The organism is Massilia sp. LMS1-1-1.1, from assembly GCF_040815535.1.
Classification (GTDB): domain Bacteria; phylum Pseudomonadota; class Gammaproteobacteria; order Burkholderiales; family Burkholderiaceae_D; genus Janthinobacterium; species Janthinobacterium aestuarii.
Genome location: NZ_JBFPNG010000034.1, coordinates 381030 through 407876, shown reverse-complemented (window position 1 = coordinate 407876; position 26847 = coordinate 381030). Strand labels below are relative to the sequence as shown.

Sequence of the window (26847 nt, the reverse complement as noted above, 5' to 3'; positions counted from 1 at the left end):
ATTTACAGGAAGCTCTCGCTCTCGACCTGGCGCAGCACCTCGTCGAGTGCCTGGCGCGCCTTGCGGATGGTGTTCGGGTCCTGCGTTTCCAGCGCGGCCTGGAAATTGGCCGTGTGCGCGGCCAGGTACTGGCGCACGTCGCCCAGCGACTGTTCGTACAGGCGGTCGGCGCGTGTGACCAGGGTGCGGTTTTCCAGCTGCTCGCGCGGGTGGATCTTCAGGTCGGCCAGTTCCGCAAAGCGCTGCTCGATCTGTTCCGGCGTCATCACGCCCGCGTTGTCGCTGATGATCATCTTGTGGCGTTCCTGCGTGGCCAGCACCGTCACTTCCGCTTCCAGCACGCCGCTGATGTCATAGGTGAAGCGCACGTCGATGCCGATCTCGCCCGCTTTTTTCGCGGGTATCGGGAAGCTGATCTTGCCGAGGAAGACGTTGTCGGCCACCAGGCGCGACTCGCCCTGGAAGATCGCCACGTTGATTTCCTTCTGGTTGTCGTAGATGGTGGTGATGTTTTCCGTGCGCGAAACGGGCACCACGGAATTGCGCTCGATGATGGGCAGGTAATGCCCGCCTTCATACTGGTTCGCGCCGACCTGGCGCGAAATGGAAATGCCCAGCGAGTATGGCGCCACGTCCGTCATGACCACTTCGTCGAGGGCCGCGTCGCGCATTTTCAGGCCCGCCTGCACGGCGGCGCCCAGCGCCACGGCTTCGTCCGGGTCCAGGTGGATGGCGGGGAAGCGGCCGAACATGCGCGACACGAGTTTGCGCACCAGCGGCATGCGCGTGGCGCCGCCGGCCAGTACCACTTCATTCAATTCCGCGGCGCGGATGGTGGCGTCGCGCAGCGCCCGTTCCACTGGCAGGCGCAGGCGGGCCAGCAGGGGCTCGCACAATTGCGCCAGCTTGTCTTCGCCGATCTCCCAGCTGTATTCCTTGTCCTGGTAGCGCGTAGCCATGCGAACGGACGGCTGGTCCGACAGCAGGCGCTTGACGCGCTCGGCCTCATCGCGCAGCAACTGCTGCTGGCGCGGGTCGAGCAGGCGGCTGCCGACGGCGTCGCGCAGGCCGCTGCCTTCCAGGAAGGCGTCGACCAGCACGGTAACGAAGTCTTCGCCGCCGAGGAAATTGTCACCGGCTGATGCGCGCACCTCCATCACGCCTTCGAACAATTCGAGAATCGACACGTCGAACGTGCCGCCGCCCAGGTCGAAGACGAGAAATTTGCTTTCCTGTTCCTTGTCGCGGATGCCGTAGGCCAGCGCGGCGGCCGTCGGCTCGTTGAGCAGGCGCTCCACGCGCAAGCCCGCCAGCTGGCCGGCGATGCGCGTGGCTTTGCGCTGCGCATCGCTGAAATACGCGGGCACGGTGATGATGGCTTCCTCGACCTTGTGGCCGAGGAAGGCTTCGGCATCTTCCTTCAGCGCGCGCAGCACCATCGACGACAGTTCTTCCGGACGGAATTGCTGCGTGCCGAGGGTGATCTTCTTTTCGCTGCCCATGTAGCGCTTGAAGACGGCCGCCGTCAGCTGCGGGTGCGTCTGCAGGCGCTCGCGCGCGGCGCGGCCCACGAGCACGGTGCCGTCGTCATCGATGCTCACGCATGATGGCGTCAGGTGCTCGCCGAGCGCATTCGGGATGATGGAAGCCTTGCCGTCGCGCCAGATGGCGACCAGGCTGTTGGTGGTGCCCAGGTCGATGCCGATGATCATCAGATATCCGCCTCCGCCTCATTGCCGTGTTCTTCGATCCAGGCGCGGCGTCCTGCCGCTTCGCCCTTGCCCATCAACATATTGAAGCGCAAGGCCGAAGCCATGTGATCGACTTCACCGAGCGTCACGGGCAGCAAACGGCGCGTGTCCGGGTTCATCGTCGTTTCCCACAGCTGCTCGGCGTTCATCTCGCCCAGGCCCTTGAAGCGCGAGATCGACCAGGCGCCCTGTTTCACGCCTTCCTTGCGCAGCTTGTCTTCGATGGCCACCAGTTCGCCGTCGTCGAGCGCGTAGATTTTCTGGATCGGCTTCTTGCCGCGCGCGGGCGCGTCGACCCGGTACAAAGGCGGGCGGGCGATGCAGATGTGGCCCTTGTTGATCAGGACCGGGAAGTGCTTGAAGAACAAGGTCAGCAGCAATACCTGGATGTGCGAGCCATCCACGTCCGCATCGGACAGGATGCAGATCTTGCCGTAGCGCAGGCCGGACAGGTCGGGTGTATCGCCCACGTTGTGCGGGTCGACGCCGATGGCCACGGCGATATCGTGGATCTCGTTATTGGCGAACAGGCGGTCGCGGTCCGTCTCCCACGAGTTCAAAACTTTGCCGCGCAGGGGCAGAATAGCCTGGAATTCCTTGTCGCGGCCCATCTTGGCCGAACCGCCCGCCGAGTCGCCCTCGACGAGGAACAGTTCATTGCGCGCGATGTCCGACGATTCGCAGTCGGTCAGCTTGCCCGGCAAGACGGCGACGCCCGACGATTTTTTCTTTTCCACTTTTTGCAGCGAGCGCTGGCGCGACTGCGCCTGCTTGATCACCAGCTCGGCCAGCTTCTTGCCGTAGTCGACGTGCTGGTTCAGCCACAGTTCCAGCGGCGGCTTGGTGAAGGTCGAGACGAGGCGCACGGCGTCGCGCGAGTTCAGGCGCTCCTTGATCTGGCCCTGGAATTGCGGGTCCAGCACTTTCGCCGACAACACGAACGAGGCGCGCGCGAACACGTCTTCCGGCAGCAGCTTCACGCCTTTCGGCAGCAGCGAGTGCATCTCGACGAAGTTTTTCACGGCGCCGAACAGGCCGTCGCGCAAGCCCGATTCGTGCGTGCCGCCATTCGAGGTGGGGATGAGGTTGACGTACGATTCACGCACGATGGCGCCTTCTTCCGTCCACGCCACCACCCACGCCGCGCCTTCGCCTTCGGCAAAGCCTTCCGAGTCCGGACCCGCGTATTGCGCGCCCTCGAACAGGGGAATCAGGGTTTCGCCATTCGATACCTGCGCCAGCGTTTCGGTCAGGTAGCCGCGCAAGCCTTCCGCGTACTGCCACGTTTGCGTGTCGCCCGTTTTCGCGTTGGTGAGTGTGACGGTGACGCCCGGCAGCAGCACGGCTTTCGAGCGCAGCAGACGTTGCAGCTCCGTTTGCGAGATGTTCGGCGAATCAAAATATTTTGCATCGGGCCAGGCCGTGACGCGCGTGCCCGACTTCTTGCCGTCGCGCGGGGCGGGGCGGGAATTCAATGGCTCGATCACGTCGCCATTCGCAAACACCATGTGGTGCAAGCCGTTGCCGTCGCTTTCCTTGCGCCAGACGGTGATTTCCAGGCGCGTCGACAGCGCATTGGTGACGGACACGCCGACGCCGTGCAGACCGCCCGAGAACGCGTAGGCGCCGCCCGAACCCTTGTCGAACTTGCCGCCCGCGTGCAGCCTTGTAAACACGATTTCCACGGTCGGCACGCCTTCTTCCGGGTGCAGGCCGACGGGAATGCCGCGGCCATTGTCTTCCACGGTGATGCTGCCATCCGTGTTTTGCGTGACGGCGATGTGCGTGCAATGACCGCCCAGGGCCTCGTCGGAGGCATTGTCGATCACTTCCTGAATGATGTGCAGCGGATTTTCAGTGCGGGTGTACATCCCCGGGCGCTGCTTGACGGGTTCCAGTCCTTTCAGGACACGGATGGATGATTCGCTGTAGTCGGATGCTGGTTTTTTAGTGGCCATACGTGTTCAAGCTAAGTAAAGACAGTGGTTGGAACGCCAGGCCAGGGCACTGCGGGCGCAATGACAGCGGCGGCGATAACTGTATGAATATACAGTATATCCCGTCCAGCGTCACTGGGGGAGGGCAGTGCGGCAGGCCAGGCGTCCTTGTGCGGACGCTCGCGCATTCTATCTTGTCCCGCGAGCAATAGCGCTACTCCAGGGCAACAACAGTGCGCCTCAGGCGTGGTTTTGCGCCAATTGTGCTGGATTTTATGCGGTAAAGCCCCCGTTTTTACATCTTGTTTACATGCGCCTCCCCAGTCTTTACGAATTTTTTAGACCCTTTTGGCTAATCTGCTCACTATCAAAACAAACCTGAATGAGGGTGGGAATGGATCTCGTGTATCTCGGCTTGATTGCCGTGTTTTTCGTCCTGGCGGCCGGCTTTGCCGTCGCCTGCGACAAATTAGGGAGCGTCAAATGAACGCGTTTTATGTGCTGGGCGCCGTCGTCTCGGCTGGTTTGCTCGTCTACCTGCTGGTGGCGCTGCTGAAGGCGGAGGAACTGTGATGACGACGCAATCGATACTGTTATTGGTGGCCTTCCTGGCCGTGCTGCTGGCCGCCGGCTATCCGCTGGGCCTGTACATGGCCAAGGTGGCCGGCGATGCGCCCGTGCGCGGCCTGGGCTGGCTGCAAAAGCTGGAAAACCTGCTGTACCGCTGGTCCGGCCTGCCCGCCGACAAGGCCATGGGCTGGAAAAGCTATGCCATCGCCCTGATCGTCTTCAATACCGTGGGCGCCGTCTTCGTCTACGGCCTGCAGCGCCTGCAGGGCTTTTTGCCGTTGAATCCACAGGGCCTGGGCGCCGTCAGCCCCGATTCCTCGTTCAATACCACCGTCAGCTTCGTCGCCAATACCAACTGGCAGGGCTACGGCGGCGAACAGACCATGAGCTACCTGACCCAGATGCTGGGCATGGCATGCCAGAACTTCTTTTCGGCTGCCACCGGAATCGCCGTGATCTTCGCGCTGGTGCGCGGCTTCGCCTCGCGCTCGGGCAAATCGATCGGCAATTTCTGGGTCGACCTCGTGCGCTCGACCCTGTACATCCTGCTGCCGCTGTCGCTGGCCCTGTCCGTCGTCTTCATGGGCGAAGGCATGATCCAGAATTTTTCCGCCTACAAGGAAGTGACCCTGCTCGATCACGTGGCGTATGAAACGCCGAAGGTGACAGCCGACGGCCAGCCCGTGCTGGATGCGGCCGGCAAACCCGTGATGGAAGCGCAAGTGGCGACGACGCAGACGATCGCCATGGGCCCCGTAGCGTCGCAGGAATCGATCAAGCTGCTGGGCACGAATGGCGGCGGCTTCTTCAACGCCAATTCCTCGCACCCGTATGAAAACCCGACCGTCCTGTCGAACTTCCTGCAGATGCTGGCCATCTTCATCATTCCCGCCGGCCTGTGCTTCACCTTCGGCCGCATGGTGGGTGACCTGCGCCAGGGCTGGGCAGTGCTGGCCGCCATGACCCTGATCTTTGTCCTCATGACGGCCGGCGTGATGAGCGCCGAGCAGCAAGCCAATCCATCCTTGCAAGCGCTGGGCGTGGATCAGCAGGCCAGCAGCCTGCAATCGGGCGGCAATATGGAAGGCAAGGAAACGCGCTTCGGCATCAGCTCCTCGACCCTGTTCGCTGCCGTGACGACGGCCGCATCCTGCGGCGCCGTCAATTCCATGCACGACTCCTACATGCCCCTGGGCGGCATGGTGCCGCTGCTGCTGATGCAGTTCGGCGAAGTGATTTTCGGCGGCGTGGGCACGGGCCTGTACGGCATGCTGATGTTCGCCATCCTGGCCGTCTTCATCGCCGGCCTGATGATAGGCCGCACGCCTGAATATCTGGGCAAGAAAATCCAGGCCTATGAAATGAAGATGGTCTCGCTGGCCATCCTGATCACGCCAGCCCTGGTCTTGACGGGCACGGCGATCGCCGTGATGGTCGAACCGGGCAAGATCGGCGTGGCCAACCCGGGCGCGCATGGTTTTTCCGAAATCCTGTACGCGTTCACGTCGGCGGCCAACAACAACGGCAGCGCGTTTGCCGGCCTGTCCGCCAACACGCCGTTCTACAACGTGATGCTGGCGATCGCCATGTGGTTCGGCCGCTTCGGCGTGATCGTGCCCGTGCTGGCGGTGGCCGGTTCGCTGGCGGCCAAGCAGCGCCTGTCGGCCAATGCCGGCACCATGCCCACGCACGGCCCCATGTTCATCGGCCTGCTGATCGGCGTCGTCGTGCTCGTCGGTGTATTGAATTACGTTCCCGCGCTGGCCCTGGGCCCGATCGTCGAACACCTGCAACTTTTCATCAAATAAGAGGCTACCATGTCACGCACAAGCCTGACTTTGTTCGATTCCGCACTGATCGGCCCCGCCGTCGTCGATGCGTTCAAAAAACTCGACCCGCGCACGCAGTGGCGCAGCCCCGTGATGTTCGTCGTCTACGTGGGCAGCATCATCACGAGCCTGCTGGCGACCCAGGCCGGGATCAGCGGCGGCCAGGGTGAAGCGCCATTCGGCTTCATCGTCGCCGTCGCCGTGTGGCTGTGGTTTACCGTGCTGTTCGCGAACTTCGCCGAAGCGCTGGCCGAAGGCCGCAGCAAGGCGCAGGCGGCCTCGCTGCGCGCCCTGAAGCAGACGGTGATGGCAAAGAAAATGCAAACGCCGAAATACGGCACTTCCTGGCTGCCCACGCCGGCCACCGACCTGCGCAAGGGCATGACGGTGCTGGTCGAGGCGGGCGACGTGATTCCCGCCGACGGCGAAGTGACGGCCGGCGTGGCTTCCGTCGATGAAAGCGCCATCACGGGCGAATCGGCGCCCGTCATCCGCGAGTCGGGCGGCGACTTTTCCGCCGTGACGGGCGGCACTCGCGTGCTGTCCGACTGGCTGCTGGTGCGCGTCTCCGTCAACCCCGGCGAAGCCTTCATCGACCGCATGATCGCCATGGTCGAAGGCGCCAAGCGCCAGAAGACACCGAACGAGATCGCCCTGACGATTCTGCTCGTGGCCCTGTCGATCGTCTTCCTGATCGTCACCGTGACCTTGCTGCCGTACTCGCTGTTTTCCGTGGCGGCGGCCGGCAGTGGCACGCCCGTGACGATCACGGTGCTGATCGCGCTGCTCGTCTGCCTGATTCCGACCACCATCGGCGGTTTGTTGTCCGCCATCGGCGTGGCCGGCATGAGCCGCATGATGCAGGCCAATGTGATCGCCACGTCGGGCCGCGCCGTGGAAGCGGCCGGCGACGTGGACGTGCTGCTGCTCGATAAAACGGGCACCATCACCCTGGGCAACCGCCAGGCGTCGAGCTTCGTGCCTGCGCCCGGCGTGACGGAGCAGCAGCTGGCCGACGCGGCGCAGCTGGCCTCGCTGGCCGATGAAACGCCGGAAGGGCGCAGCATCGTCGTGCTGGCCAAGCAGAAGTTCAACATCCGCGAACGCGAGATGGCCAGCCTGCACGCTACCTTCGTGCCCTTTACGGCGCAAACGCGCATGAGCGGCGTCGATATCGCGGGCGAACAGCAGGTGCGCCAGTTGCGCAAGGGCGCGGCCGATTCCATGAAAAAGTATGTGGAAGCGCTGGGCCAACCGTATCCCGATGAAGTGGCGCGTGCCGTCGACGATATCGCGCGCCGCGGCAGCACGCCGCTGGTGGTGGTCGACGATGGCCGTGTCATGGGCGCTGTGGAGCTCAAGGATATCGTCAAGGGCGGCATCAAGGAGCGCTTTGCGGAATTGCGCCGCATGGGCATCAAGACCGTCATGATCACGGGCGACAACAAGCTGACGGCTGCCGCGATTGCGGCCGAGGCGGGCGTGGACGATTTCCTCGCCGAAGCGACGCCGGAAGACAAGCTGAAACTCATTCGCAGCTACCAGTCCGAAGGCCGCCTGGTGGCGATGACGGGCGACGGCACCAACGATGCGCCGGCGCTGGCGCAGGCCGACGTGGCCGTGGCCATGAACTCCGGCACGCAGGCGGCCAAGGAAGCGGGCAATATGGTCGATCTCGATTCGAATCCGACCAAGCTGCTGGAAATCGTTGAAATCGGCAAGCAGATGCTGATGACGCGCGGCTCGCTGACGACGTTCTCGATTTCGAACGACATCGCCAAGTACTTCGCCATCATCCCGGCCGCCTTCGTGGGCACCTATCCACAGCTCAAAGCGCTGGACATCATGCACCTGGCCAGCCCTGCGTCGGCCATCATGTCGGCCGTGATCTTCAATGCCCTGATCATCGTCGTGCTCATTCCGCTGGCCCTGAAAGGCGTGCAATACCGGGCCATCGGCGCGGCGAGCCTGTTGCGCCGCAATCTGCTGATCTATGGCCTGGGCGGCATCGTCCTGCCCTTCATCGGCATCAAGCTGATCGACATGCTGCTGTCCGCACTCAATTTAGTCTAAAGGAACCATCATGAGCACCATCGTACGTCCCGCCCTGGTCCTGTTTGCCGCGCTGACCGTGATCTGCGGCGTCGTCTATCCATTCGCCACGGCCGGCATCGGCCAGCTGGCCTTCAGCGATGAAGTCAACGGCAGCATCGTCGAGCGTGGCGGAAAACCCGTCGGCTCGACCCTGATCGGCCAGTCCTTCACCTCGCCCAAGTACTTCTGGGGCCGTCCATCGGCCACCGCGCCGATGGCGAACAACGGCGCCGGTTCGGGCGGCTCGAACCAGGGACCGACCAATCCGGCCCTGGTGGACGCCGTCAAGGCGCGCATCGCCGCCCTGAAGGAAGCGGATCCCGGCAACACGCGCGCCATTCCCGTCGACCTGGTAACGGCGTCGGGCAGCGGCCTGGATCCGGAAATCAGTCTGGCCGGTGCCTTGTATCAGGCGCCGCGCGTGGCCCGGGTGCGCGCCATGCCGCTGGCGCAGGTGGAAAACGCCATCGCCAAGGTGCAGAAAACCGCGTATATCGGCTTTTTCGGTGAACCGCGCGTGAATGTGCTGGAACTGAACCTGGCGCTCGATGCGGCCGCAAAGTAAGATGATACCGGGGTCAGACCCGTCGGGTCTGACCCCAGCCCTTGTTCTTGGGCTAATCGACAATTAAAAGATGCCCATGCTCCCCAACGACAGCCAACGCCCCGACCCTGATGCCCTGCTGGCGCAAGTGCAGGCGCAGGAAAAGAAAGCCGCGCGCGGCCGGCTGCGCATTTATTTCGGCGCCTCGGCCGGCGTCGGCAAGACCTATGCGATGCTGGCGGCCGCGCGCAAATTGCTGGCCGATGGCCAGGACTTGCTGGTGGGCGTGGTGGAGACGCATGGGCGCCAGGATACGGCGGCCCAGCTTGACGGGCTGCCCGTGCTGCCCCTGAAGGCCATCGAGTACCGGGGCAAGACCCTGTACGAGTTCGACCTCGACGAAGCGCTTCGCCGCGCGCCGCCTTTGATACTGATGGATGAACTGGCCCACTCGAACGTGGCCGGCTCGCGCCATCCGAAGCGCTGGCAGGATGTCGAGGAATTGCTGGCCGCCGGCATCGACGTGCTGTCGACCGTCAACGTGCAGCACCTGGAAAGCCTCAATGACGTGGTGGGGGGGATTACCGGCGTACGCGTGGCCGAAACCCTGCCCGACACGGTATTCGACCGCGCCGATGAAGTGGTGCTGGTCGATATCCCCGCCGATGAACTGCTGCGCCGCCTGAAGCAGGGCAAGGTGTACCAGCCGTTGCAGGCCGAGCGGGCGTCGCAGCATTTTTTCCGCAAGGGCAATCTGATCGCCCTGCGCGAACTGGCCTTGCGCCGCACGGCGGACCGGGTGCAGGACGACGTGCAGGCTTACCGCGTCGAAAAATCGATCAACCCCGTATGGAAGACGGGCGCCGCGCTGCTGGCCTGCGTGGGACCGCACGCGGGGGGCGAACACGTAATCCGCAGCACGGCGCGCCTGGCCAGCCAGTTGAATGCGGAATGGCATGCGCTGTACGTGGAAACGCCGCGTTTGCAGCGCCTGCCGGCGGGCCAGCGCGAACGTATCCTGAAAACCCTGAAACTGGCGCAGGACCTGGGCGCGCGCACGGCCATCGTGCCGTCGGCCGACATCGCCGGCGCCGTGGTCGAGTATGCGCGCAGCGCGAATATCTCGAAAGTCATCGTGGGCCGAGGCCGCGCCAATGCACTGGCGCGCCTGTGGCATGTGCCGCCGGCCGCGCGCATGGCCAGCCTGGCGCCCGATATCGATTTGATCGAAGTGGGCTTGCCGCCAGCCGATGCGGCGCCCCGGCGCGCAAGCGGCGACGATGCGGAAGCGCCGCGCCGGTCCTCGCGCCATTGGCGCTACATCGTGGCCGCCGGCGTCAGCCTGGCCACGGCCCTCGCCTCGGTTCCATTGCAACCGTACCTGGACCTGGCCAATATCGCCATGCTGTCCCTGCTGACTGTGGTGCTGGTGGCCGTGCGCCTGGGGCGTGGGCCGGCGGCGCTGGCCAGCCTGGTGGGCGTGGCCAGCTTCGATTTCATCTTCGTGCCGCCCCGTTTCTCGTTTGCCGTGGGCGATTTCCAGTACGTGATCACGTTTGGCGTGATGCTGGCCGTGGGCCTGATCACGGGCCACCTGACGGCCGGCCTGCGTTTTCAGGCCCGCGTGGCATCGCACCGCGAAGCGCGCGCCCGCGCCCTGTACGAATTTTCGCGCGAGCTGTCCGGCGTGCTGCAGACGGAGCAAATTTTCGACATCACGAAAAGCGCCATCGAACGGGCTTTCCGCGCGCGCGCCACCTTGCTGTTGCCCGATGACGAAGGCAGCTTGCAAGCTCCGAACGGCGGCGAGGCGCTCGATATCGGCATCGCCCAGTGGGCCTTCGACCATGCGCAGGCGGCGGGAACGGGCACCGATACCTTGCCGGCGTCGCCCATTTTCTACTTGCCGCTGATCGCACCGATGCGCACGCGCGGCGTGCTGGCGCTGCTGCCGCTCGAGGGCGCGCAGCGCGGACGCTGGCTGCTGGTGCCGGAACAGCGCCAGCACCTCGATACCTTTGCCGCGCTGGCGGCCATCGCCCTCGAGCGCGTGCACTACATCGACGTGGCCCAGGGCGCGCTGCTGCAGATGGAGTCCGAGCGGCTGCGCAATTCGCTGCTGGCGGCCCTGTCGCACGATTTGCGCACCCCTTTGACGTCGCTGGTGGGCCTGGCCGAATCGCTGGCTTTGTCCCGGCCCGCGCTGTCGCCCGCGCAGCTGGACATGGCGCGCTCGCTGCAGTCCGAAACCGTGCGCATGAGCGCCCTGGTGGCGAACTTGCTGGACATGGCGCGCATCGAGAGCGGCCAGGTGCGGCTGAACCTGCAATGGCAGGCGCTGGAAGAAGTGGTGGGCAGCGCGCTGCGCGCCAGCGGCCCGCAATTGCAGCAGCATGCCGTGCAGACGCAGCTGGCGCCGGATTTGCCGCTGGTGCGCTACGACGCCGTGCTGGTCGAACGCGTGCTGTGCAACCTGCTGGAAAACGCGGCCAAGTATACGCCGCCCGACAGCACTATCACGGTCGCGGCCGGCGTACACGGCCAGTTCCTGCAGGTGACGGTGTTTGACGATGGCCCGGGCTTGCCGCCGGGCCGCGAAGAAGCCATCTTTGAAAAATTCACGCGCGGCGAGCGGGAATCGAACAAGCCGGGTGTCGGCCTGGGGTTGGCCATTTGCCGCGCCATCGTCGAAGCCCACGGTGGCACCATCCACGCGCAGCCGCATGTGCCGGGACAGGGTGCCGCCATCGTCTTCAGCCTGCCGCTGGGCACGCCCCCGGCGGCACCGGAGCTCGAGCTCGATGACGCCAACGACCATGAAACAGGAAAATCAATATGAACGAACCTTCCGCCACCGCCTTGCTGGTCGAGGATGAGCCGCAAATCCGCCGCTTCGTGCGCGCCGCGCTGGAAGACGAGGGCTGGCAGATTTTCGAATCGGCCACCATGCAGCGGGGCTTGATCGATGCCGGCACGCGGCGGCCCGACCTGATCGTGCTGGACCTGGGACTGCCCGATGGTGATGGCATCGATTTCATCGCCGACATCCGCAAATGGTCGGCCGTGCCCATCATCGTGCTGTCGGCGCGGGTTGACGAGCAGGACAAGATCCGCGCGCTCGACGCGGGCGCCGATGACTACTTGACCAAGCCGTTCGGCGTGGGCGAATTGCTGGCCCGCGTGCGCGCCACCTTGCGCCGCCAGCGCCAGCCCGCCGCCAGCGAAGATGGCGTGGTGCAGTTTGGCGACGTGCGGGTCGACCTGAAGGACCGGCTGGTCACGCGCAACAAGCAGCTGGTGCACATGACACCGACGGAATTCCGTTTGCTGTCCGTGCTCGTGAAAAACGCGGGCAGGGTGGTCACCAATCCGCAGCTGCTGCGTGAAGTGTGGGGGCCGTCGAACAGCGAAAACGGCCATTACCTGCGCATCTACATGGGCCATCTGCGCCAGAAGCTGGAAGCCGATCCGGCCCAGCCGCAGTACCTGCTGACGGAAACGGCCGTCGGCTACCGGCTGCTGCTGCCGCTCTAACACCTTTGTGTCCCCTGTTTGAAAACAGGCGCCGCGCGCGCCAGGGGGACGCTTTACTTAAAATTTTTGCAGCGGCGGGCCAGCTGCGCCATGTTGGCAAAGGCCCATACCACCGATGAAGAAGAACAACCATGAACAAAATGCTACTTGCACTTGCCGTCGCCACAGCCTTGACGGGCAGCCTGGCCCACGCGGACGAGGCCAAGCCCGATAATGAAGTGAGCTTCAACGTGGCCGGCGTGTCCGACTACCGTTATCGGGGCATCTCGCAGACGCGTTTGAAACCGGCGCTGCAGGGCGGCGTCGATTATGTCAACAATCCGACGGGCCTGTACGCGGGCGCCTGGGCCTCCACCATCAAGTGGACCAAGGACGCGGGCGGCAGCGGCGACGTGGAAGTGGACCTGTATGCGGGCAAGCGCGGCCAGTTGGGCAGCGATGTTGGCTATGACGTGGGCGTGCTCGCCTATGTGTATGCGGACAACGGCTTGAAGCACGTCGCCGGCCTGGCCGACGCGGACACGCAGGAAGTCTATGGCCAGCTGTCGTATGGCCCCGCCTATATCAAGTATTCGCACGCCGTCTCGAACCTGTTCGGCATCGTCAACAGCAAGAACAGCGGCTACCTGGACATCGGCGCGACTATCGATCTGACGAACGGCTGGACCGGCAACCTGCACGCGGGCCACCAGAAGGTCAAGAACAATGATGCATCGAGCTACACGGACTGGAAAGTGGGCGTCACGCGCGACTTCGGCATTGTTTCGGGCGCGCTGGCCGTGATCGGCACGAACGCGGGCAAATCGGCCTATGCCTCACCCGTGAATGGCAAATTCATGGGCAAGACGGCGCTGCAGCTGACGGTCAGCAAGACGTTTTAATTGACAGAGAAGAGAGGCGGCGCATGCGCCGCCTTTTTTTGCGTGCCCGGCCCGGCTAGGCGGGCAGGTTGAAAACGGCGCAGTACAGCTGCCCCAGGCTGACCACGCGGGCGGCCGGGATCTGCGCGGCCAGCGCATGGGCGGGCGCCGCTTGCGTGTCCGTTGCCAGCAGCACGCGCAGGTCCGGATTGATGCTGCGCGCATGTGCGATGCGGCGCGCCAGGCCTGATTGCGCGGTGGCGTTGACGACACCGTCGAGCGGCACCACCAGCACGCGCGCGGCGACAAGGGCCGAACGGCTGCCCATGGAGTCGCGGCCTTCGCTGTCGATGACGATGTCGTGGTAGCAGTGCACCAGGTGTTCCAGCTCCGGCTGCAAGCCCTTGGCGCTGATTGCGCGTGCCATCAGGCGCGGCCGCGTCAGGCTGCCGTGCATGGCGCCGTCGTGCATGTTCCTCGCCTGCGCCATGGCGCCCTGGCGCGGATCGGCATCGAGCAGCAATACCTTGCGTCCGGCCAGCGCGCGCGAAGCGGCCAGCCGCCCGGCCAGGATGGATTTCTCCATCCCTCCGCGTTCATCCGTGATGGCGATGATCATCTTGGCGCACGGCTGGCATGATGTTGGCAGGGGAAACCAGCTGCAGCAGGCAGCCTTCGCGCGGCTCGTCCCTGTCGCTGGCCGTCCATACGGGCAGTTCCAGCAGGGGCTCGAGGGCCGCGGCCAGGGCGGCCTGGCCGGCGGCCGACATCGGCGTCATCGGCAGGCGCAAGGCGTTGCGCACCTTGCCCTGCATGGCCAGCGCTGCTTTGACGGGAGCGGGATTCGGTTCGGCAAACAGCAGGCGGATGACGGGCAGCATGGTCTTGAACAGGGCGCCGGCGGCGCCGTGGCGGCCCTGCCTGACGAGGTGGTACAGCTGCGCGTACAGGTCGGGGCGCACCTGGGCGGCGGCCGACATGGCGCCATGGCCACCCATGGACAGGCTGGCCAGCAGCAGCGCATCGTCGCCGCACAAGACGTCCAGGCGCGTGTCGAGCAGCAGTTCGCCCAGTTGCTGCAGCTTGCCGCCCGCTTCCTTGATGGCGACGAAGTGCGAGTCGCGCGCCAGCAGGGCGGCCGTCTGCGGTTCGATATTGACGCCGGTGCGGGCCGGCACGTTGTACAGCACGATGGACTGGTCGGTGGCGGCGGCGATGGCCTGGAAGTGGCGCACGATGCCGTCCTGCGACGGGCGCACATAGGCGGGGGCGGAGACCAGCAGGCCCGCCAGCGGATGGTCGTTGTAGCGCTGCACCGTGGCGACGACGCTGCGCGTATCGCTGCCGCCTATCCCCATCACGACGGGGAAGCGGGGGCCGACGGCTTCGAGCACGCTGTCTAACAGCATGGTCTGTTCGGCGGCGCTCAGCATGGCCGCTTCGCCCGTGGTGCCGCACACCACGAGGCCATCGATGCCGCTGGCGGCCAGTTCGCACGCGAGCTGCTGGGCCGCGTCGAAGTCGATGTCGCCATCGCGGAAGGGCGTGACCATCGGCACCCAGATGCCCTGGAAGTGCGCGGTGATGCGCATCGAGGACATCGCCTGCTCGCAGGAATACTGGTTCATAGCGATTTCCCCTGGCTGATGCGGCCAAATTCGGCCGCCGGCAGGAGGCGCATGACGGCGTCCATCGTCAGGCGCAGGGCCGGTTCCGTCACGCACAGCCAGACTTTCATGCGCTCGGCGTGGTCGACCGCCTCGACGCGCATGAACGACAGCATGCCGCCGCACGTCCTGACGACCAGCTGGCGCAGCTCGGCCAGGCAGGCTTTGTCGACCGTGATATGCATGAGGAAAGTGGGCAGGCGCGGGTGGCGGTGGGGCAGGGCTTGACGTGCGGACAGGCGTGAATGGGGTTCCATGGTGGCTTTGCAGCGGTGGTTGAGGTACGTTCAAGATTAGCAGCGGGGGCGTAAAGATTCTCTAAAAAGCGGAGCCGCCAGCGTAAACGGGGCGTATGCGTTTGCCGCCGGCGTGTTGCGTGGATGCCCCGCAGGTATGCTTTTGTTACAAAATTGAATCGTGCTTTTGAAGGCAGGGGTTTATATTGAAACCGTTCTCCGCTTTCAGTCAGCCCCGCCATGTCAGACGAAAAAGATCCCCAGCAGCCCCCGTCCACCGACCCAGCGCCGCCAGAGCCAGCACCGGCGCGGCCCGACAGGGTCGGCCGCCGGGCACCCGATGACGAGCACCGCGCGCGCGACGCCGCCCCCCGCTACCTGAAGGATAACGATACGCCGCTGGCGCTGGCCTGGCGGGTGATCTCGTCGCGCTACCGCTCCATGCGCGACAAGGCCAGCCGCGATTTCATGCGGCGCACCCTGCGCATCGGTATCTCGGCGCGCATTTTCCACCCCGAGCCGGGCGCCACTGGGCTGCGCAGCAAGAACCTGCAATACCTGGAAGAGTCGATCGCGCAGTGGGTCATGTCGCGCGACGTGCTGGTGTTCATGATCCCGACGGTCAATACCAACGGTCAGCTACACCCGAGTAACATCACCCTGCGCCACTATGCACGCCACCTGGACGGCCTGGTGCTGCAGGGCGGCGCCGACGTCTCGCCGCAGACGTATTCCGAGGCGGCCACGCGGCCCGAATGGAACGGCGACCGCGCGCGCGACCTGTACGAACTGGAACTGCTGCACGAATTCGTCGATGCGGGCAAACCCGTGCTGGGCATATGCCGCGGCTGCCAACTGATCAACGTGGGCTTTGGCGGCACCCTGTACCAGGACATCGCTTCGGACGTGGAAGGCGCCGCCTCGCACGTCAACGACCTGTATGACCGTCACCGCCACACCATCGTCTTCCCGAAAGGCTCGTCGCTGGCCGGCATGTTCCCGAAGGCGGGCGAGGCGCTCGTCAATTCCATCCACCACCAGTCGGTCAAGGACCTGGGGCGCGACGTCACCGTGGAAGCGTATTCGCAAGGGGACAACATCGTCGAAGCCATCCGCTACCAGCGGGCCCGTTTCGTCATGGGCTTGCAGTGGCACCCGGAATTCCATTCGGCGGGCGGCGTCGAGCTGCTCGATTGCACGCCCATCCTCGATAATTTCTTGCGCGCGGCGCGGGAGACGCGGTTTTGAGTGCGCACCTGATGCGCCGGCGCATGGTGCTGGCCGGCCTGCTGGCATTGCCCCTGACGGGCTTGCGCGCGGCACCGCGCCCGCATGACGGCCCGCTGCCGTTTGCGCTGACGTCCGCCGCGCGGGCCCGCATGCTCAAGGCGAAGGTGGCGCCGGCCATCGCGGAACAGGTGCTCAAGGCGGCGCGCAAGGATGCGGCGCGGCCCGTGCATCTGATGGCCGAAGTGCGCACGGGCGGCTTGCTGAAGGGCGAGGGCGGGCGCGAGACCAGCCAGCAGGCGCAGGAAGACTGGCGCCAGGCGCGCTTGCAGGCCTTGGCCTGGCGGCTGTCTGGCGAGATGGCGCATTTCGAGGCGGCGCGCCAGCTGCTGCTGGCCTGGAGTGGTAGCTATGCACCCTCTTTCAGTCCCGTCGACGAGACGGAGCTGGCCAGCTTGCTGATGGGCTTTGATCTGGTGCAGGAACGTTTGAACGGCGTCGAGCGCGAGCAGGTGCAGGCGTTTTGCCGCACCCTGGCGAACGGGTATCTGAGTGATCCCATCAAGGTGGGCGGCCCGTCCACGGCGCGCAATAACTGGCATAGCCACCGCATCAAGATCGGCACGGCCGCCGCGTATGTCACGGGCGACGCCTTGCTGATCGCGCGCGCGAAGGAGTGCTTCCTGGCGCACGTGCCGCGCAATATCGGCGCCGGCGGCGTGCCCTTCGACTTCGAGCAGCGCGACGCCCTCCATTACACCACCTACAGCCTGGAGCCGCTGCTGACGACGGCCCTGATGGCGCAGGCGCATGGCGACGACTGGTATGGCGCGCCGGAAGCGAAGCGCCTTGCCGAGGCGCTGGCCTGGCTGTCACCGTATGCGCAGGGCAAAAAAAAGCACGAGGAGTTTGCGAAAAGCGCCGTGCCCTTCGACCGCAAGCGCGTGGCGGCTGGCGAAAAGGGTTTTACGGGGAATTGGGAACCGAAGGGCGCCGCCAATGTATATTTGCTGGCGGCGCGCTTCGATCCCGCTTACCTGTCCCTGGCGCTGGAATTGCGTCCGCCAGCCTGGGCGCTGGCGCTGTACGGCAACTGATTAAAACTTCGTGCGCACGGTGAACATCACATTGCGCGGTTCGCCGTAAAAGCCCGTCTGGAACAGGCCCAGGCCCGTGAAGTACTTTTTACCCGTCAGGTTGTTCACGTTCAGGCTGGCCGTCGTGTTCTTGCTGATTTCATAGCGGGCCAACAGGTTGAGCAGGGCAAAGCCGCCTTGTTCAATGCGCGCATAGTCATTGGCGGCCGGGTTCCAGATATGGCCGTAAAAGCCGCTTTGCCAGTTGACGCCACCACCCACGGTGATTTTATTCAGGCTGGCCGGCAGGCGCCATGTCCCCTGCACGCGCAGCAGGTGCGGCGGCTGCGTCGTTTGCAGCATGGTGGAAAACACTTCCTGCCCATCCTTGTCGCGGATACGCGTATAGGTATAGCCGGCGCTCAGTTTCACATCGTTCAGCACTTCGCCGGTCACTTCCATTTCCAGGCCGCGGCTGGTGACGCCGTCGATGCCTTCATACGCTTCCTCGCCATTGACCTCGCCCACATAGCTGGCCACGTTGCTCTGGCGGATCTGGTACAGCGAGGCGCTGGCGTTGACTTTACCTTCCAGAAATTCGGCTTTCACGCCCGCCTCGAAACCCTTGCCGCGCACGGGGGCGAGGAAGTTGCGGTTCCTGTCGCGGTTGCTTTGCGGCGCGAAGATGCTCGTGTAGCTGCCGAAGAGGGAATAGGTTTTGTCCAGGTCATACACGACGCCCGCATACGGCGTGATGACATTGCTTTCGTCGATGCGCGAGGTGATGCGCGCCGTGCCGCTGTCGAAGAAGGTACGGTCCTGGTCCTGCTTGTAGTTGCTGACGCGCGCGCCGACGATGACGGACAGCGCATCGAGGGGACGCAGGCGCAGTGCGCCATACAGGCCGCTCTGGCGTGTCGTGTCGTTGTCGTTGCCCAGGCGCGTGAATGCCGGTTCCGCGTACTGGCCGCGCCAGTCGAAGTAGCTGCCTTCCACGGGCGGGTAGACGGATTCGTAGACGGGACCGTCCTGCTTCGCGCTGGAGTGGGAATAGCCGATCATCGCTTCGTGGCGGCGGCCGAAGGCCGTGAATGGTCCGCTGGCGTCCAAGTTGACGGTGGTCTGGCGGCGGTCGCCCTTGTATTTACCCATGAAGAAGTAGGCGCCTTCGCCCGTGACGGGATCGGGATTGCCGCCGCTGGCCGAACCGAGCACGCTGTCATGCTTGCTGCGCAGCTGGTTGGCGCTCAATTTCAGTTTCCACTCGTTGGCGAACGTATGTTCGAGCGACGAGAACAGCGTGGTGTTCTGCATGTCGCGGCGGCTCCAGTCCGTGGCCGGGTTCCACGAGGTGGGGAAATCCGTGCGCGAGCCGTCGGCCAGCAGCACGGGGAAACCGGTCCACGTCGAGCCGCGCGGCTTGTAGTCCTGGTGCGTGAAGCCGGCCGTCAGCAGGGTGACGGGCGTCAGGTCCGCCTCGATGATGCCGTAGGCGACGGACTTCTGCTGCGTGTAGCGGTCCAGGTGGGAATGCTTGTCCTGGTAGGCGCCCACCAGGCGGCCGCGCACCGTGCGGCTGTCGTTGAGGGGGCCGGAAACATCGGCTTCGCCGCGGTAGTTGTCCCACGATCCCGCGCCCAGGGTGGCCGAGCCTTCGAAGGCTGCGGTGGGGCGCTTGCGCACCATGTTGACGGTGGCCGACGGGTCGCCCGAGCCGCTCATCAAGCCCGTTGCACCCTTGAGCACTTCGATGCGGTCGTAGATGGCCATGTCGCTGTTCGTCGTGCCCCAGTCGTAGACGCCGTCATAGATGGCCGACACGCCGTCATACTGGAAATTGGTGACGGCAAAGCCGCGCGCCCAGAAGCTCCAGCGGTCGCTGTCATAGTTTTGCACGTTGACGCCATTGACGTTCTTCATGACGTCGGAGACGGCATTGCTGTTCTGGTCATCCATCTGCTGGCGCGTGACGATGGTCAGCGATTGCGGCGTTTCGCGCTGCGTCAGGGCCAGGCCCGTGGCGCCGCTGGCGGGGCCGCCCGTATAGCTGCCCGTGCCGCTGGTGACGGCGCTGCGTTCGGCTGCCGCCACCACGGTGACGCCGCCCATGACGGCCACGCCGCGGCTGTCCGCCGAAGGGGCGCCGGCGCCGGCGGGGATTTTCTGCAGCAGGTAGCCGCCATTCGCCTGCGGCACGGCTTGCAGGCCGCTGCCGGCCAGCAGCACGCGGAAACCATCGTGCACGCCATAGCTGCCTTGCAGGCCGGCGCTGCGCAAGCCTTGCGTGGCATCGCTGGAGAACGACAATAAAATGGCGCTGTCGCTGCCGAAGCGCGTCAGCACGTCGCCCAGCGCACCGGCGGGAATGCTGTAGGTGCGCACTTGCCGGGTTTGCGCCTGGGTCGATGCCGGCAGGGCCAGGGCCATGCCGATCTGCGACAGGGCGCAGGCGAGGACGGTGCGGGTAAGGAGGGAACGCGAAGCGTGGTGCATGGAATAAAACCTTTCGTGGATGCGCAAGATGGAGACTGCCTATCTTCCAGGTCACGCAAGCACGGCGAAACAGCTCACTTTGCAGAAAATATTTTTCAGCGGGCCGCCAGTTCTATCCTGACGACTTGATGGCCCCAGAAGCGCGTGACGGTATGGCGCCGCAGCTGCAGGCTGGCGCCGATGGCGTCGAGGATGGCATCGACATCGGCCAGCGGGTAGGAGCCGGAGACGCGCAGGCCGGCGATGGCAGGCGCGCAGCTCAATGGATGGTCGCTGTAGCGCGACAGCTCGGCGAGGAAATCGGCCAGGCGCATGTCGCGCGCCACCAGCATGCCATTGAGCCACGCGCCGCCATACGGCGCCAGGGCCTGGCGGTGCACGCCCTTGCCGTCGAAATGTGCGCCTTCGCCGGGACGCAGCACCAGGCGCTGCGCGCCATCATCGGCCAGCACGGCGACGGCCCCTTCGAGCACGCCGGCGCTGGCGTATTGCTCGTGCAGGCGCACGGTGAAACGCGTGCCCAGCGCCTGCAGGCTGCCATGCGGCGTGTCGACGAAGAAGGGGCGCTGCGCCGCATCCTTGCCGGTGGCGATAAAGATTTCACCGGCCAGCAGTTCGATGCGGCGCCATGCGCCGTCGTAAGCGATATTGACTGCGCTATTGGTATTGAGCGTGAGCTGCGTGCCGTCATCGAGGGTCACGACGCGGCGCTGGTTGACGGCCGTGCGGTAGTCGGCCATCCAGCCGCGCCATGGGCTGCGGCGTTCGAACGCATACAGCGAGGCACCGCAGGCCAGCAGCAGTGCCAGCGTCTTGACGGCGTGGCGGCGCGGCGCGTTCGCTTGCACGCAGGCGCGCAGCAGGGTCGCGTGCACGGCGGACGGCAGGTGTTCGTGCTGCGTTTGCAGCTGTTGCCACGCCTGCGTGGCGCTGCCGGCGCGCTGCAGATGGCGTTTCACGGTGGCCAGCGAGATGCCGAGCTGGCGCGCGATGTCTTCCTGCGGCAGTTCGTCGAGCTGGCGTAGCAAAAAAGCCCGTTTCACGGGAGGCGGCAAGCCGTCGAGCATGCGGTCGAGTTCAAACACGGTGGACAGCAGCAGCGCCCGATCCTCGGGCGACGGCGCATGCAGGGGCGGCAGCTGCGCCAGCACGTCGAGATAAGCCTGTTCCAGTTTCTGGCGGCGGTAATGGTTGAACAGCACGCGCTGGGCGACGGTGGCGAGAAAGGCGCGCGGCTCGCGCGCGGCGACGGCGTCTTCGCGGTCGAGCAGGCGCATGAAGGTGTCCTGCGCCACATCGGCCGCGCACGCCGTGCTGCCCAGTTTCTTGCGCAGCCAGCCCTGCAGCCAGCCGTGGTGGTCGGCATACAGTGTCGCGATGTCCTGGCGTTGTAACGGCTTTGCCAGCGGCATCGCATTCCCCTTGCAAGCGTGACCGGGCCAGCCAGATCAATTTAGTTAATAAGAATCATTCTCAAATATTGTAGCAAGCGGGGGATAGGGTGTAAATGTGGGGTGTGGTTTTTTAGCGCGTTGCTGGCGTTGTTTAAACCCCAGAAGCAAGATCTGGGGTCGGACCCTGCAGGGTCCGACCCCGGAAGTTCAGGTGTTGGGTTGGACGGGCTAGTCCTTAGTAGTTCATCGGTTCACCACGGAAGCATCTGATCGCCGAATCGACCATGCCCTCGGCACTGCCCTGCAAGCTGTGCTGCTTGCGCAGGTATTGCGCGTCGCTCCATTGCTTGGCCACGTCCGACAGGTGTTTCAGGGCCGGCGTGCTGCCCAGCGCCTCGGCGTGCGGTTCCATCTTGCGCAGCGTCGTCATGATGTCTTCGCGCAGCGACATCGTTTCGTAGGTTTTCGGATGCGTGATGGCGCCATCGAGGCCGAAGCGGCAAGCCTGGAAGCGGTTGTAGTTATACACGAGGTAATCGTCTTCGACCGGCGGCACCTCCTTGCGTTCGAGCAGGTAGCGGCACAGGGCCTGCAGGTAGGCGGCCAGCGCGGCGGCCCGTTCCACCGTCAGCGGCGTGTCGCACACGCGCAGTTCGATGGTGCCGAATTCCGGCTTGGGACGGATATCCCAGTAAAAATCCTTCATGCTCTTGATGATGCCCGTGTTCTCCATCTTGGCGAAATACTCGTTGGAGAACTGGTCCCAGCTCAGGGTGAACGGCGCGCGCCCGCTCATGGGAAACGCGAACACGGAGTTCAGGCGGGCCGAATCGAACAGGGTGTCGCGGCCCTGCACGTAGGGCGAGGAAGCCGACAGGGCGATGAAGTGGGGGATGTAGCGGTTCAGCGAATGCAGCAAAAACATGGCGTCGTCGCCCGAGGCGCAGCCGATGTGCACGTGCTGGCCGAAGATGGTGAACTGCTTGGCCAGGTAGCCGTACAGCTCCGAAATCTCCTGGAAACGGGGCTTGGAAAAGATCTTTTGCGACGACCATTGCTGGAACGGGTGCGTGCCGCCGCCCGCGATGCCGATATTGAGCTTGTCGCCGGCCGTGATCAAGGTGTCGCGGATTTCCTGCAACTGCGCCAGCAGGGGGCCGTGATGCGTGTGCACGCTCGAGTTGATCTCGATCATGCTCTCGGTGATTTCCGGCGTGACGTTGCCGGGGAACGGTTTTTTATTCAGCAGATGCAGCAGGTCGGGGCTGGCGGCCGTCAAGTCATAGTCCGACAGGTTCACCAGTTGCAGTTCGAGTTCGACGCCGAAGGTCAGCGCGGCCGATTGGCCAAAGGGTTCCAGCGGCATTTAGCGCTCCTTGATTTCATGGGTTTCTTTGGCCAGCATCAGCACGCGCTGCACCAGCACGGGGCCGACCAGTTCCAGGCCCAGGGTGATGGCGGCCAGGGCGTTCAATTCGTCGCCGAAGTTCACGCCGTGCTGGCGCGCGTGTTCGAGCAGCAGGATGATGAAGACGGAAACGGGCGTCAGCGCCACGCCCGTCAGCACGCCCTTGCGCCAGGAAATGCCGCTCACGTGCGAAAACGCGGCCACGCCGGCGACCTTCGTCAGCAAGCGTCCGCCGACGACGGCCAGGGCCAAGCCCGCGCCGGCCGTCACGCTGGCCCATTCCAGGGTCGAGGCGGCATACACGAACAGCAGCACCGTCAGCAGCTCGCCCATGGCGCCGAAATTGCGCTGCGCCTGGCTGAAGGCGACACGGCGGTGGCGCGCCACCAGGCCGAAGGTGAGCGTGGCCAGCAGCGGCGACAGGCTGGTGGTGTAGGTCAGGGCGACGAGCAGCATCACCGACAGCGCGAACGCCACGGTGGCGTCCTGCGCCATGTTGCCCAGGCGGCGCAGCATGGCCGGCACGACGATACCGAAGACGGTGCCGGCGGCCACCGAGGCGGCCAGCACGGCGGCGCTGCTGCTGCTCGCCTCGATCAGGTCGGTGGAGCTCTGGAACATCCAGAAGCCGACGATGATGTTGAACGTGAAGACGGCCAGCACGCAATTCAAGGCCGTGAGGTGGACGATGCGTTCCGTGACCTGGCCCGAACTGCGTTCCTCGTTGATGACGCGCATGATGGTGGCCGGCGAGGTGGACATGGCCAGCGACGCCAGCAGCAGCGCCGTCATCGAAGTGCTGCCGAATTCGATGCCGATGAAGTAGACGACGGCAAAGGTCAGCAGGGATTCGACGAGGCCCGTAACGGCGATCCACGGATTGTTCTTCAGCCAGCGCAAGTTGATGCGGTAGCCCACCTCGAACAGGATCAGGCCGAAGGCCACGTCGGCCAGCACCAGCATGGGGCCGGCGTCCGTCTGCGGCAGGATGCCCACCTGCGTCTGCGCGAGGACGAATCCGATCACGCCGTAAAAACTGATGCGCGGCAGGCCCGTCCAGCGGTGGCCGAATTCGCCCACCACCCAGGCCAGGGTAATGGCGAACGGCCAGGACAGGTCGGCGGCGATCGAGATCAGACTTTGCATGCTCATTCCTTTGAAAATGGCGCTGGCACCGGCCGGCAGCACGGAGGCTGGCGCGGCAATGTCGTGGTGCAGCGATGGTGCATTGTTTGCGCAGAGCGATGCGCCGATTCTACCGGAGCAGAAGGCGCGCACGATGTGCGCAATCGAACAGTGTCGCGGCCATGGCGGCCGCGCACAGGATGCAGCAGGTTGGGCAGGGCTGGTATCAGCGTATGGTACCCGCCCGCAGCGGAGATGCTCCGCACGGTAGTGCCGTGTCGCAGTGTACGGCATGGCGGCCCCCTGCCGCCATGGACTTTTTGTTAGGCGCTTTTATTTACTGAGCAGACGCATGCCCCGCTCCAGCCCGTCGATCGACAGGGGGAACATGCGGTTGTTCATCAGCTGCCGCATCACGCCGATCGACTGGCGGTACTGCCACAATCCCTCCGATTCGGGATTGAGCCAGATGAATTTCGGGAACGCCTGGGTAAAGCGCGCCAGCCACGTCGATCCCGCTTCCTCGTTGTTGTACTCGACGCTGCCGCCCGGCTGCAGGATTTCATAGGGGCTCATGGTGGCGTCGCCGACGAAGATCAGCTTGGTGTCGGGCGGGTATTTGCGCAGCACGTCCCAAGTGGGGAAACGCTCGGCGTTGCGGCGCCGGTTGTTCTTCCACAGGTAATCGTAGACGCAGTTATGGAAGTAAAAGAACTCCATGTTCTTGAATTCCGTCTTCGCCGCCGAAAACAGTTCCTCGGTGCGCTCGATATGGTCATCCATGCTGCCGCCCACGTCGAGCAGCATCAGCACCTTGATGCGGTTCTTGCGCTCGGGCCGCATCCTGATGTCGAGGTAGCCCGCGTTGTTGGCCGTGGCGGCGATGGTGGCGTCCAGCGCCAGTTCGTCTTCCGCGCCTTCGCGCGCGAACTTGCGCAGGCGGCGCAAGGCCACCTTGATGTTGCGCGTGCCCAGTTCGCGCTCGCCGTCGTAATCCTTGTAGCTGCGCGCTTCCCACACTTTCACGGCCGTGCGGTTGCCGCCCTTGCCGCCGATGCGGATGCCTTCCGGGTTCGTGCCGCCATTGCCGAACGGCGACGTGCCGCCCGTGCCTATCCACTTGCTGCCGCCTTCGTGGCGCTCCTTCTGCTCCTTCAGCAGCTCGTTCAGGCGGTCCATCAGCTTGTCGTAGCCGAATTTCTCCAGCTGCGCCTTCTGCTCCTCGGACAGCTCGCGCTGCATGCGCTTGAGCAGCCAGTCGAGCGGAATCGCCGCGTTCGTGTCGAAGGCCGCGTTGACGCCCTTGAAGTACTGGGCAAACGCGCGGTCGAACTTGTCGAAATGGGCTTCATCCTTGACCAGGGTCAGGCGCGACAGATAGTAAAAATCATCCATCGAGGCGCCGATGACGTTCTTTTGCAGCGCCTCGAGCAAGGTCAGAAATTCCTTGATCGAGACGGGAATCTTCGCGTCCTTGAGCGTGAAGAAGAAATCGATCAGCATGGCGACCGCTCTCCCGCGCGCGGCAGTGCGGCGATGGGGCGCTGCGCCAGCTTGTAGCGCAAATGGGCGGCAATCTCGGGCCACTCGCCGCGCGTGATGCTGTACATGACGGTGTCGCGCACGGTGCCGTCGCGGCGCAGCGCATGGTGGCGCAGCACGCCATCCTTTTTCGCGCCCAGGCGTTCGATGGCCGCCTGCGAGGCGTGGTTGAAATTATCGGTGCGCAGGCCCACCAGCGCGCAGCCGAGCGTGTCGAAGGCGTGCGCCAGCAACAGCAATTTGCAGGTGGTGTTGACGTGGCTGCGCTGGCAGCGCTTCGCGTACCAGGTGTAGCCGATTTCCAGGCGCCCGATGGCCGGCACCACGTCGTGGTAGCTGGTGGTGCCGAGCACCTCGCCGCTGGCCGCGTCGACGACGGCAAAGGCGAAGCGCGTGGGGCGCATCTCGATGCCTTTGAAAATGTACTGGTCCACCTGGTCCGGTTCGGGCACGGAGGTGACGCGCAGATTCCACAGTTCGCCATCCATGGCCGCCGCGCGCAGGCCGGCCGCATGGTGCGGCGCCAGCGCTTCGAGGCGGATGCCGTGCAGTTCCAGGGGGACGAAGACCTTGTCGGGGCTGATGTCGTTCACCGTCGCTCCTTAGCGGTTGGTGCGCGACATGAACATCAGGCGCTCGAACAGGTGCACGTCCTGCTCGTTTTTCAGCAGCGCGCCGTGCAGCGGCGGCACGACGGCCTTGTTGTCCTTGCTGCGCAAGGCTTCCGCCGGGATGTCCTCGGCCAGCAGGAGTTTCAGCCAGTCGAGGAATTCCGACGTCGACGGTTTTTTCTTCAGTCCCGGCACGTCGCGCACTTCATAGAAGGTTTGCAGCGCCTGCGCCAGCAATTCCTGTTTCAGGTGCGGGTAGTGGACGGCGACGATCTGCTCCATCGTGTCCTTGTCCGGGAATTTGATGTAGTGGAAGAAGCAGCGGCGCAAAAAGGCGTCCGGCAATTCCTTCTCGTTGTTCGAGGTGATGATGACGAGCGGGCGGTGGCGCGCCGTGACCATTTCGCGCGTTTCATACACATAGAATTCCATGCGGTCCAGTTCGCGCAGCAGGTCGTTCGGGAATTCGATGTCGGCCTTGTCGATCTCGTCGATCAGCAGCACCACCGGTTCGGGCGCCGTGAACGCTTGCCACAGCACGCCCTTGACGATGTAGTTCTGGATGTCGCGCACGCGCTCGTCGCCCAGCTGCGAATCGCGCAGGCGCGAGACGGCGTCATATTCGTACAGGCCCTGCTGCGCCTTGGTGGTCGATTTGATATGCCATTGCATCAGCGGCATGTTCAGCGCGGCGGCCACTTCCTCGGCCAGCATGGTCTTGCCCGTGCCCGGTTCGCCCTTGATCAGCAGTGGGCGTTGCAGGGTCAGCGCCGCATTCACGGCCAGTTTCAGGTCGGCGGTGGCGACATAGCTGTCGGAACCTTCGAAGCGTTGGCCTTGCTGGGTGTGCTGTGCTTGCATGAGCGGTCTGCCAAAGTGGGGAAATGGTGAGTATAAACAGAACTGTGGCCCAGCGTCACGCGGACGGCCTGTGCCCGCATGCCTACAA

Annotated in this window: 21 protein-coding genes and 1 pseudogene; 9 read left to right on the top strand and 13 right to left on the bottom strand. The window is 64.5% G+C overall.

The genetic code is table 11. The features are described from left to right. Positions 1-2 precede the first annotated feature (2 nt). Positions 3-1712, bottom strand: a complete 1710-nt coding sequence (locus tag MRBLMS1_RS20645; RefSeq protein ID WP_034746479.1) for a molecular chaperone HscC — start codon at positions 1710-1712, stop codon at positions 3-5. Further along, positions 1712-3709, bottom strand: coding sequence for a DNA topoisomerase IV subunit B (locus tag MRBLMS1_RS20640; protein WP_139090723.1), 1998 nt, complete (start codon positions 3707-3709; stop codon positions 1712-1714). Before MRBLMS1_RS20640 ends, MRBLMS1_RS20645 begins: the two co-directional genes overlap by 1 nt. 462 nt (positions 3710-4171) lie before the next feature. On the opposite strand from MRBLMS1_RS20640, the gene kdpF reads away from it, so the two are divergent. The 7 genes from kdpF (at position 4172) to MRBLMS1_RS20605 (ending at position 13140) form a co-directional block, all read left to right on the top strand. Beyond that, positions 4172-4261, top strand: coding sequence for a K(+)-transporting ATPase subunit F (gene kdpF / locus MRBLMS1_RS20635; protein ID WP_034746483.1), 90 nt, complete (start codon positions 4172-4174; stop codon positions 4259-4261). After that, positions 4261-6066, top strand: coding sequence for a potassium-transporting ATPase subunit KdpA (kdpA, locus tag MRBLMS1_RS20630; RefSeq protein ID WP_485881521.1), 1806 nt, complete (start codon positions 4261-4263; stop codon positions 6064-6066). The genes kdpF and kdpA overlap by 1 nt, the downstream gene beginning before the upstream one ends. A gap of 9 nt (positions 6067-6075) precedes the next feature. Next, a complete protein-coding gene (gene kdpB / locus MRBLMS1_RS20625) occupies positions 6076-8160 on the top strand; it encodes a potassium-transporting ATPase subunit KdpB (RefSeq protein WP_485881519.1) in 2085 nt (694 codons plus the stop codon). A 10-nt stretch (positions 8161-8170) separates the two neighbouring features. Further along, entirely contained in the window at positions 8171-8746 is a 576-nt protein-coding gene (gene kdpC / locus MRBLMS1_RS20620) for a potassium-transporting ATPase subunit KdpC (RefSeq protein WP_128141891.1), read from the top strand. 76 nt (positions 8747-8822) lie between these two features. After that, on the top strand, positions 8823-11564 hold the full coding sequence (locus MRBLMS1_RS20615; protein ID WP_485881516.1) for a DUF4118 domain-containing protein: 2742 nt from the start codon (positions 8823-8825) through the stop codon (positions 11562-11564). Beyond that, entirely contained in the window at positions 11561-12259 is a 699-nt protein-coding gene (kdpE, locus tag MRBLMS1_RS20610) for a two-component system response regulator KdpE (protein WP_485881514.1), read from the top strand. The genes MRBLMS1_RS20615 and kdpE overlap by 4 nt, the downstream gene beginning before the upstream one ends. A gap of 131 nt (positions 12260-12390) precedes the next feature. Further along, entirely contained in the window at positions 12391-13140 is a 750-nt protein-coding gene (locus MRBLMS1_RS20605) for a TorF family putative porin (protein WP_485881512.1), read from the top strand. Positions 13141-13195: 55 nt separating this feature from the next. Here MRBLMS1_RS20605 and MRBLMS1_RS20600 read toward each other — a convergent pair whose 3' ends face one another. The 3 genes from MRBLMS1_RS20600 to MRBLMS1_RS20590 are packed head-to-tail and all read right to left on the bottom strand — an operon-like array spanning position 13196 to position 15043. Next, entirely contained in the window at positions 13196-13738 is a 543-nt protein-coding gene (locus MRBLMS1_RS20600; RefSeq protein ID WP_485881510.1) for a division plane positioning ATPase MipZ, read from the bottom strand. Beyond that, positions 13716-14747 (bottom strand): 4-hydroxy-tetrahydrodipicolinate synthase, encoded by a 1032-nt coding sequence (gene dapA, locus MRBLMS1_RS20595; protein ID WP_485881507.1) that lies wholly within the window; start codon positions 14745-14747, stop codon positions 13716-13718. The genes MRBLMS1_RS20600 and dapA overlap by 23 nt, the downstream gene beginning before the upstream one ends. After that, positions 14744-15043, bottom strand: a complete 300-nt coding sequence (locus tag MRBLMS1_RS20590) for a hypothetical protein (RefSeq protein ID WP_235194154.1) — start codon at positions 15041-15043, stop codon at positions 14744-14746. The genes dapA and MRBLMS1_RS20590 overlap by 4 nt, the downstream gene beginning before the upstream one ends. A 219-nt stretch (positions 15044-15262) precedes the next feature. Here MRBLMS1_RS20590 and MRBLMS1_RS20585 point away from each other — a divergent pair, with 219 nt between their 5' ends. After that, positions 15263-16270 (top strand): gamma-glutamyl-gamma-aminobutyrate hydrolase family protein, encoded by a 1008-nt coding sequence (locus MRBLMS1_RS20585; RefSeq protein ID WP_034746507.1) that lies wholly within the window; start codon positions 15263-15265, stop codon positions 16268-16270. Then, on the top strand, positions 16267-17346 hold the full coding sequence (locus MRBLMS1_RS20580; RefSeq protein ID WP_485881504.1) for an alginate lyase family protein: 1080 nt from the start codon (positions 16267-16269) through the stop codon (positions 17344-17346). The genes MRBLMS1_RS20585 and MRBLMS1_RS20580 overlap by 4 nt, the downstream gene beginning before the upstream one ends. On the opposite strand, the gene MRBLMS1_RS20575 is transcribed toward MRBLMS1_RS20580, so the two are convergent. From MRBLMS1_RS20575 to MRBLMS1_RS20540, 8 genes and pseudogenes are all read right to left on the bottom strand, one after another. Beyond that, the gene (locus MRBLMS1_RS20575) at positions 17347-19818 is read right to left on the bottom strand and encodes a TonB-dependent siderophore receptor (RefSeq protein WP_485881502.1); all 2472 of its coding nucleotides are present in this window, start codon (positions 19816-19818) and stop codon (positions 17347-17349) included. It lies immediately after the preceding gene. Between the two features lie 95 nt (positions 19819-19913). Further along, positions 19914-20558: a FecR domain-containing protein gene (locus MRBLMS1_RS20570; protein WP_485881880.1), complete on the bottom strand. Its 645-nt coding sequence runs from the start codon at positions 20556-20558 to the stop codon at positions 19914-19916. A gap of 189 nt (positions 20559-20747) precedes the next feature. Next, positions 20748-21230 (bottom strand): annotated as a pseudogene (locus MRBLMS1_RS20565) (sigma-70 family RNA polymerase sigma factor); the annotation flags it as partial. A 217-nt stretch (positions 21231-21447) separates the two neighbouring features. Next, positions 21448-22578, bottom strand: a complete 1131-nt coding sequence (locus MRBLMS1_RS20560) for a YbdK family carboxylate-amine ligase (RefSeq protein WP_034746510.1) — start codon at positions 22576-22578, stop codon at positions 21448-21450. After that, a complete protein-coding gene (locus MRBLMS1_RS20555) occupies positions 22579-23766 on the bottom strand; it encodes a cation:proton antiporter (protein WP_046684256.1) in 1188 nt (395 codons plus the stop codon). 312 nt (positions 23767-24078) lie between these two features. Beyond that, on the bottom strand, positions 24079-25248 hold the full coding sequence (locus tag MRBLMS1_RS20550; protein WP_128141899.1) for a vWA domain-containing protein: 1170 nt from the start codon (positions 25246-25248) through the stop codon (positions 24079-24081). Further along, positions 25242-25880, bottom strand: a complete 639-nt coding sequence (locus MRBLMS1_RS20545) for a GNAT family N-acetyltransferase (protein WP_034746520.1) — start codon at positions 25878-25880, stop codon at positions 25242-25244. The genes MRBLMS1_RS20550 and MRBLMS1_RS20545 overlap by 7 nt, the downstream gene beginning before the upstream one ends. A 9-nt stretch (positions 25881-25889) precedes the next feature. Further along, positions 25890-26759 carry an AAA family ATPase gene (locus MRBLMS1_RS20540; protein ID WP_034746522.1) on the bottom strand — a complete coding sequence of 290 codons (870 nt, stop codon included), beginning with the start codon at positions 26757-26759 and terminating at the stop codon, positions 25890-25892. Between the last annotated feature and the right edge of the window lie 88 nt (positions 26760-26847).

What these genes read in the sequence shown, in the direction of transcription:
- kdpC (WP_128141891.1), top strand. Translation starts at nt 8,171, where the DNA reads ATGAGCACCATCGTACGTCCCGCCCTGGTCCTGTTTGCCGCGCTGACC.
- MRBLMS1_RS20550 (WP_128141899.1), bottom strand. Translation starts at nt 25,248, where the DNA reads ATGCTGATCGATTTCTTCTTCACGCTCAAGGACGCGAAGATTCCCGTC.
- kdpB (WP_485881519.1), top strand. Translation starts at nt 6,076, where the DNA reads ATGTCACGCACAAGCCTGACTTTGTTCGATTCCGCACTGATCGGCCCC.
- kdpE (WP_485881514.1), top strand. Translation starts at nt 11,561, where the DNA reads ATGAACGAACCTTCCGCCACCGCCTTGCTGGTCGAGGATGAGCCGCAA.
- MRBLMS1_RS20645 (WP_034746479.1), bottom strand. Translation starts at nt 1,712, where the DNA reads ATGATCATCGGCATCGACCTGGGCACCACCAACAGCCTGGTCGCCATC.
- MRBLMS1_RS20605 (WP_485881512.1), top strand. Translation starts at nt 12,391, where the DNA reads ATGAACAAAATGCTACTTGCACTTGCCGTCGCCACAGCCTTGACGGGC.
- MRBLMS1_RS20600 (WP_485881510.1), bottom strand. Translation starts at nt 13,738, where the DNA reads ATGATCATCGCCATCACGGATGAACGCGGAGGGATGGAGAAATCCATC.
- MRBLMS1_RS20640 (WP_139090723.1), bottom strand. Translation starts at nt 3,709, where the DNA reads ATGGCCACTAAAAAACCAGCATCCGACTACAGCGAATCATCCATCCGT.
- MRBLMS1_RS20615 (WP_485881516.1), top strand. Translation starts at nt 8,823, where the DNA reads ATGCTCCCCAACGACAGCCAACGCCCCGACCCTGATGCCCTGCTGGCG.
- MRBLMS1_RS20555 (WP_046684256.1), bottom strand. Translation starts at nt 23,766, where the DNA reads ATGCAAAGTCTGATCTCGATCGCCGCCGACCTGTCCTGGCCGTTCGCC.
- kdpA (WP_485881521.1), top strand. Translation starts at nt 4,261, where the DNA reads ATGACGACGCAATCGATACTGTTATTGGTGGCCTTCCTGGCCGTGCTG.
- dapA (WP_485881507.1), bottom strand. Translation starts at nt 14,747, where the DNA reads ATGAACCAGTATTCCTGCGAGCAGGCGATGTCCTCGATGCGCATCACC.
- MRBLMS1_RS20585 (WP_034746507.1), top strand. Translation starts at nt 15,263, where the DNA reads ATGTCAGACGAAAAAGATCCCCAGCAGCCCCCGTCCACCGACCCAGCG.
- kdpF (WP_034746483.1), top strand. Translation starts at nt 4,172, where the DNA reads ATGAACGCGTTTTATGTGCTGGGCGCCGTCGTCTCGGCTGGTTTGCTC.
- MRBLMS1_RS20560 (WP_034746510.1), bottom strand. Translation starts at nt 22,578, where the DNA reads ATGCCGCTGGAACCCTTTGGCCAATCGGCCGCGCTGACCTTCGGCGTC.
- MRBLMS1_RS20590 (WP_235194154.1), bottom strand. Translation starts at nt 15,043, where the DNA reads ATGGAACCCCATTCACGCCTGTCCGCACGTCAAGCCCTGCCCCACCGC.
- MRBLMS1_RS20570 (WP_485881880.1), bottom strand. Translation starts at nt 20,558, where the DNA reads ATGGCCGACTACCGCACGGCCGTCAACCAGCGCCGCGTCGTGACCCTC.
- MRBLMS1_RS20540 (WP_034746522.1), bottom strand. Translation starts at nt 26,759, where the DNA reads ATGCAAGCACAGCACACCCAGCAAGGCCAACGCTTCGAAGGTTCCGAC.
- MRBLMS1_RS20575 (WP_485881502.1), bottom strand. Translation starts at nt 19,818, where the DNA reads ATGCACCACGCTTCGCGTTCCCTCCTTACCCGCACCGTCCTCGCCTGC.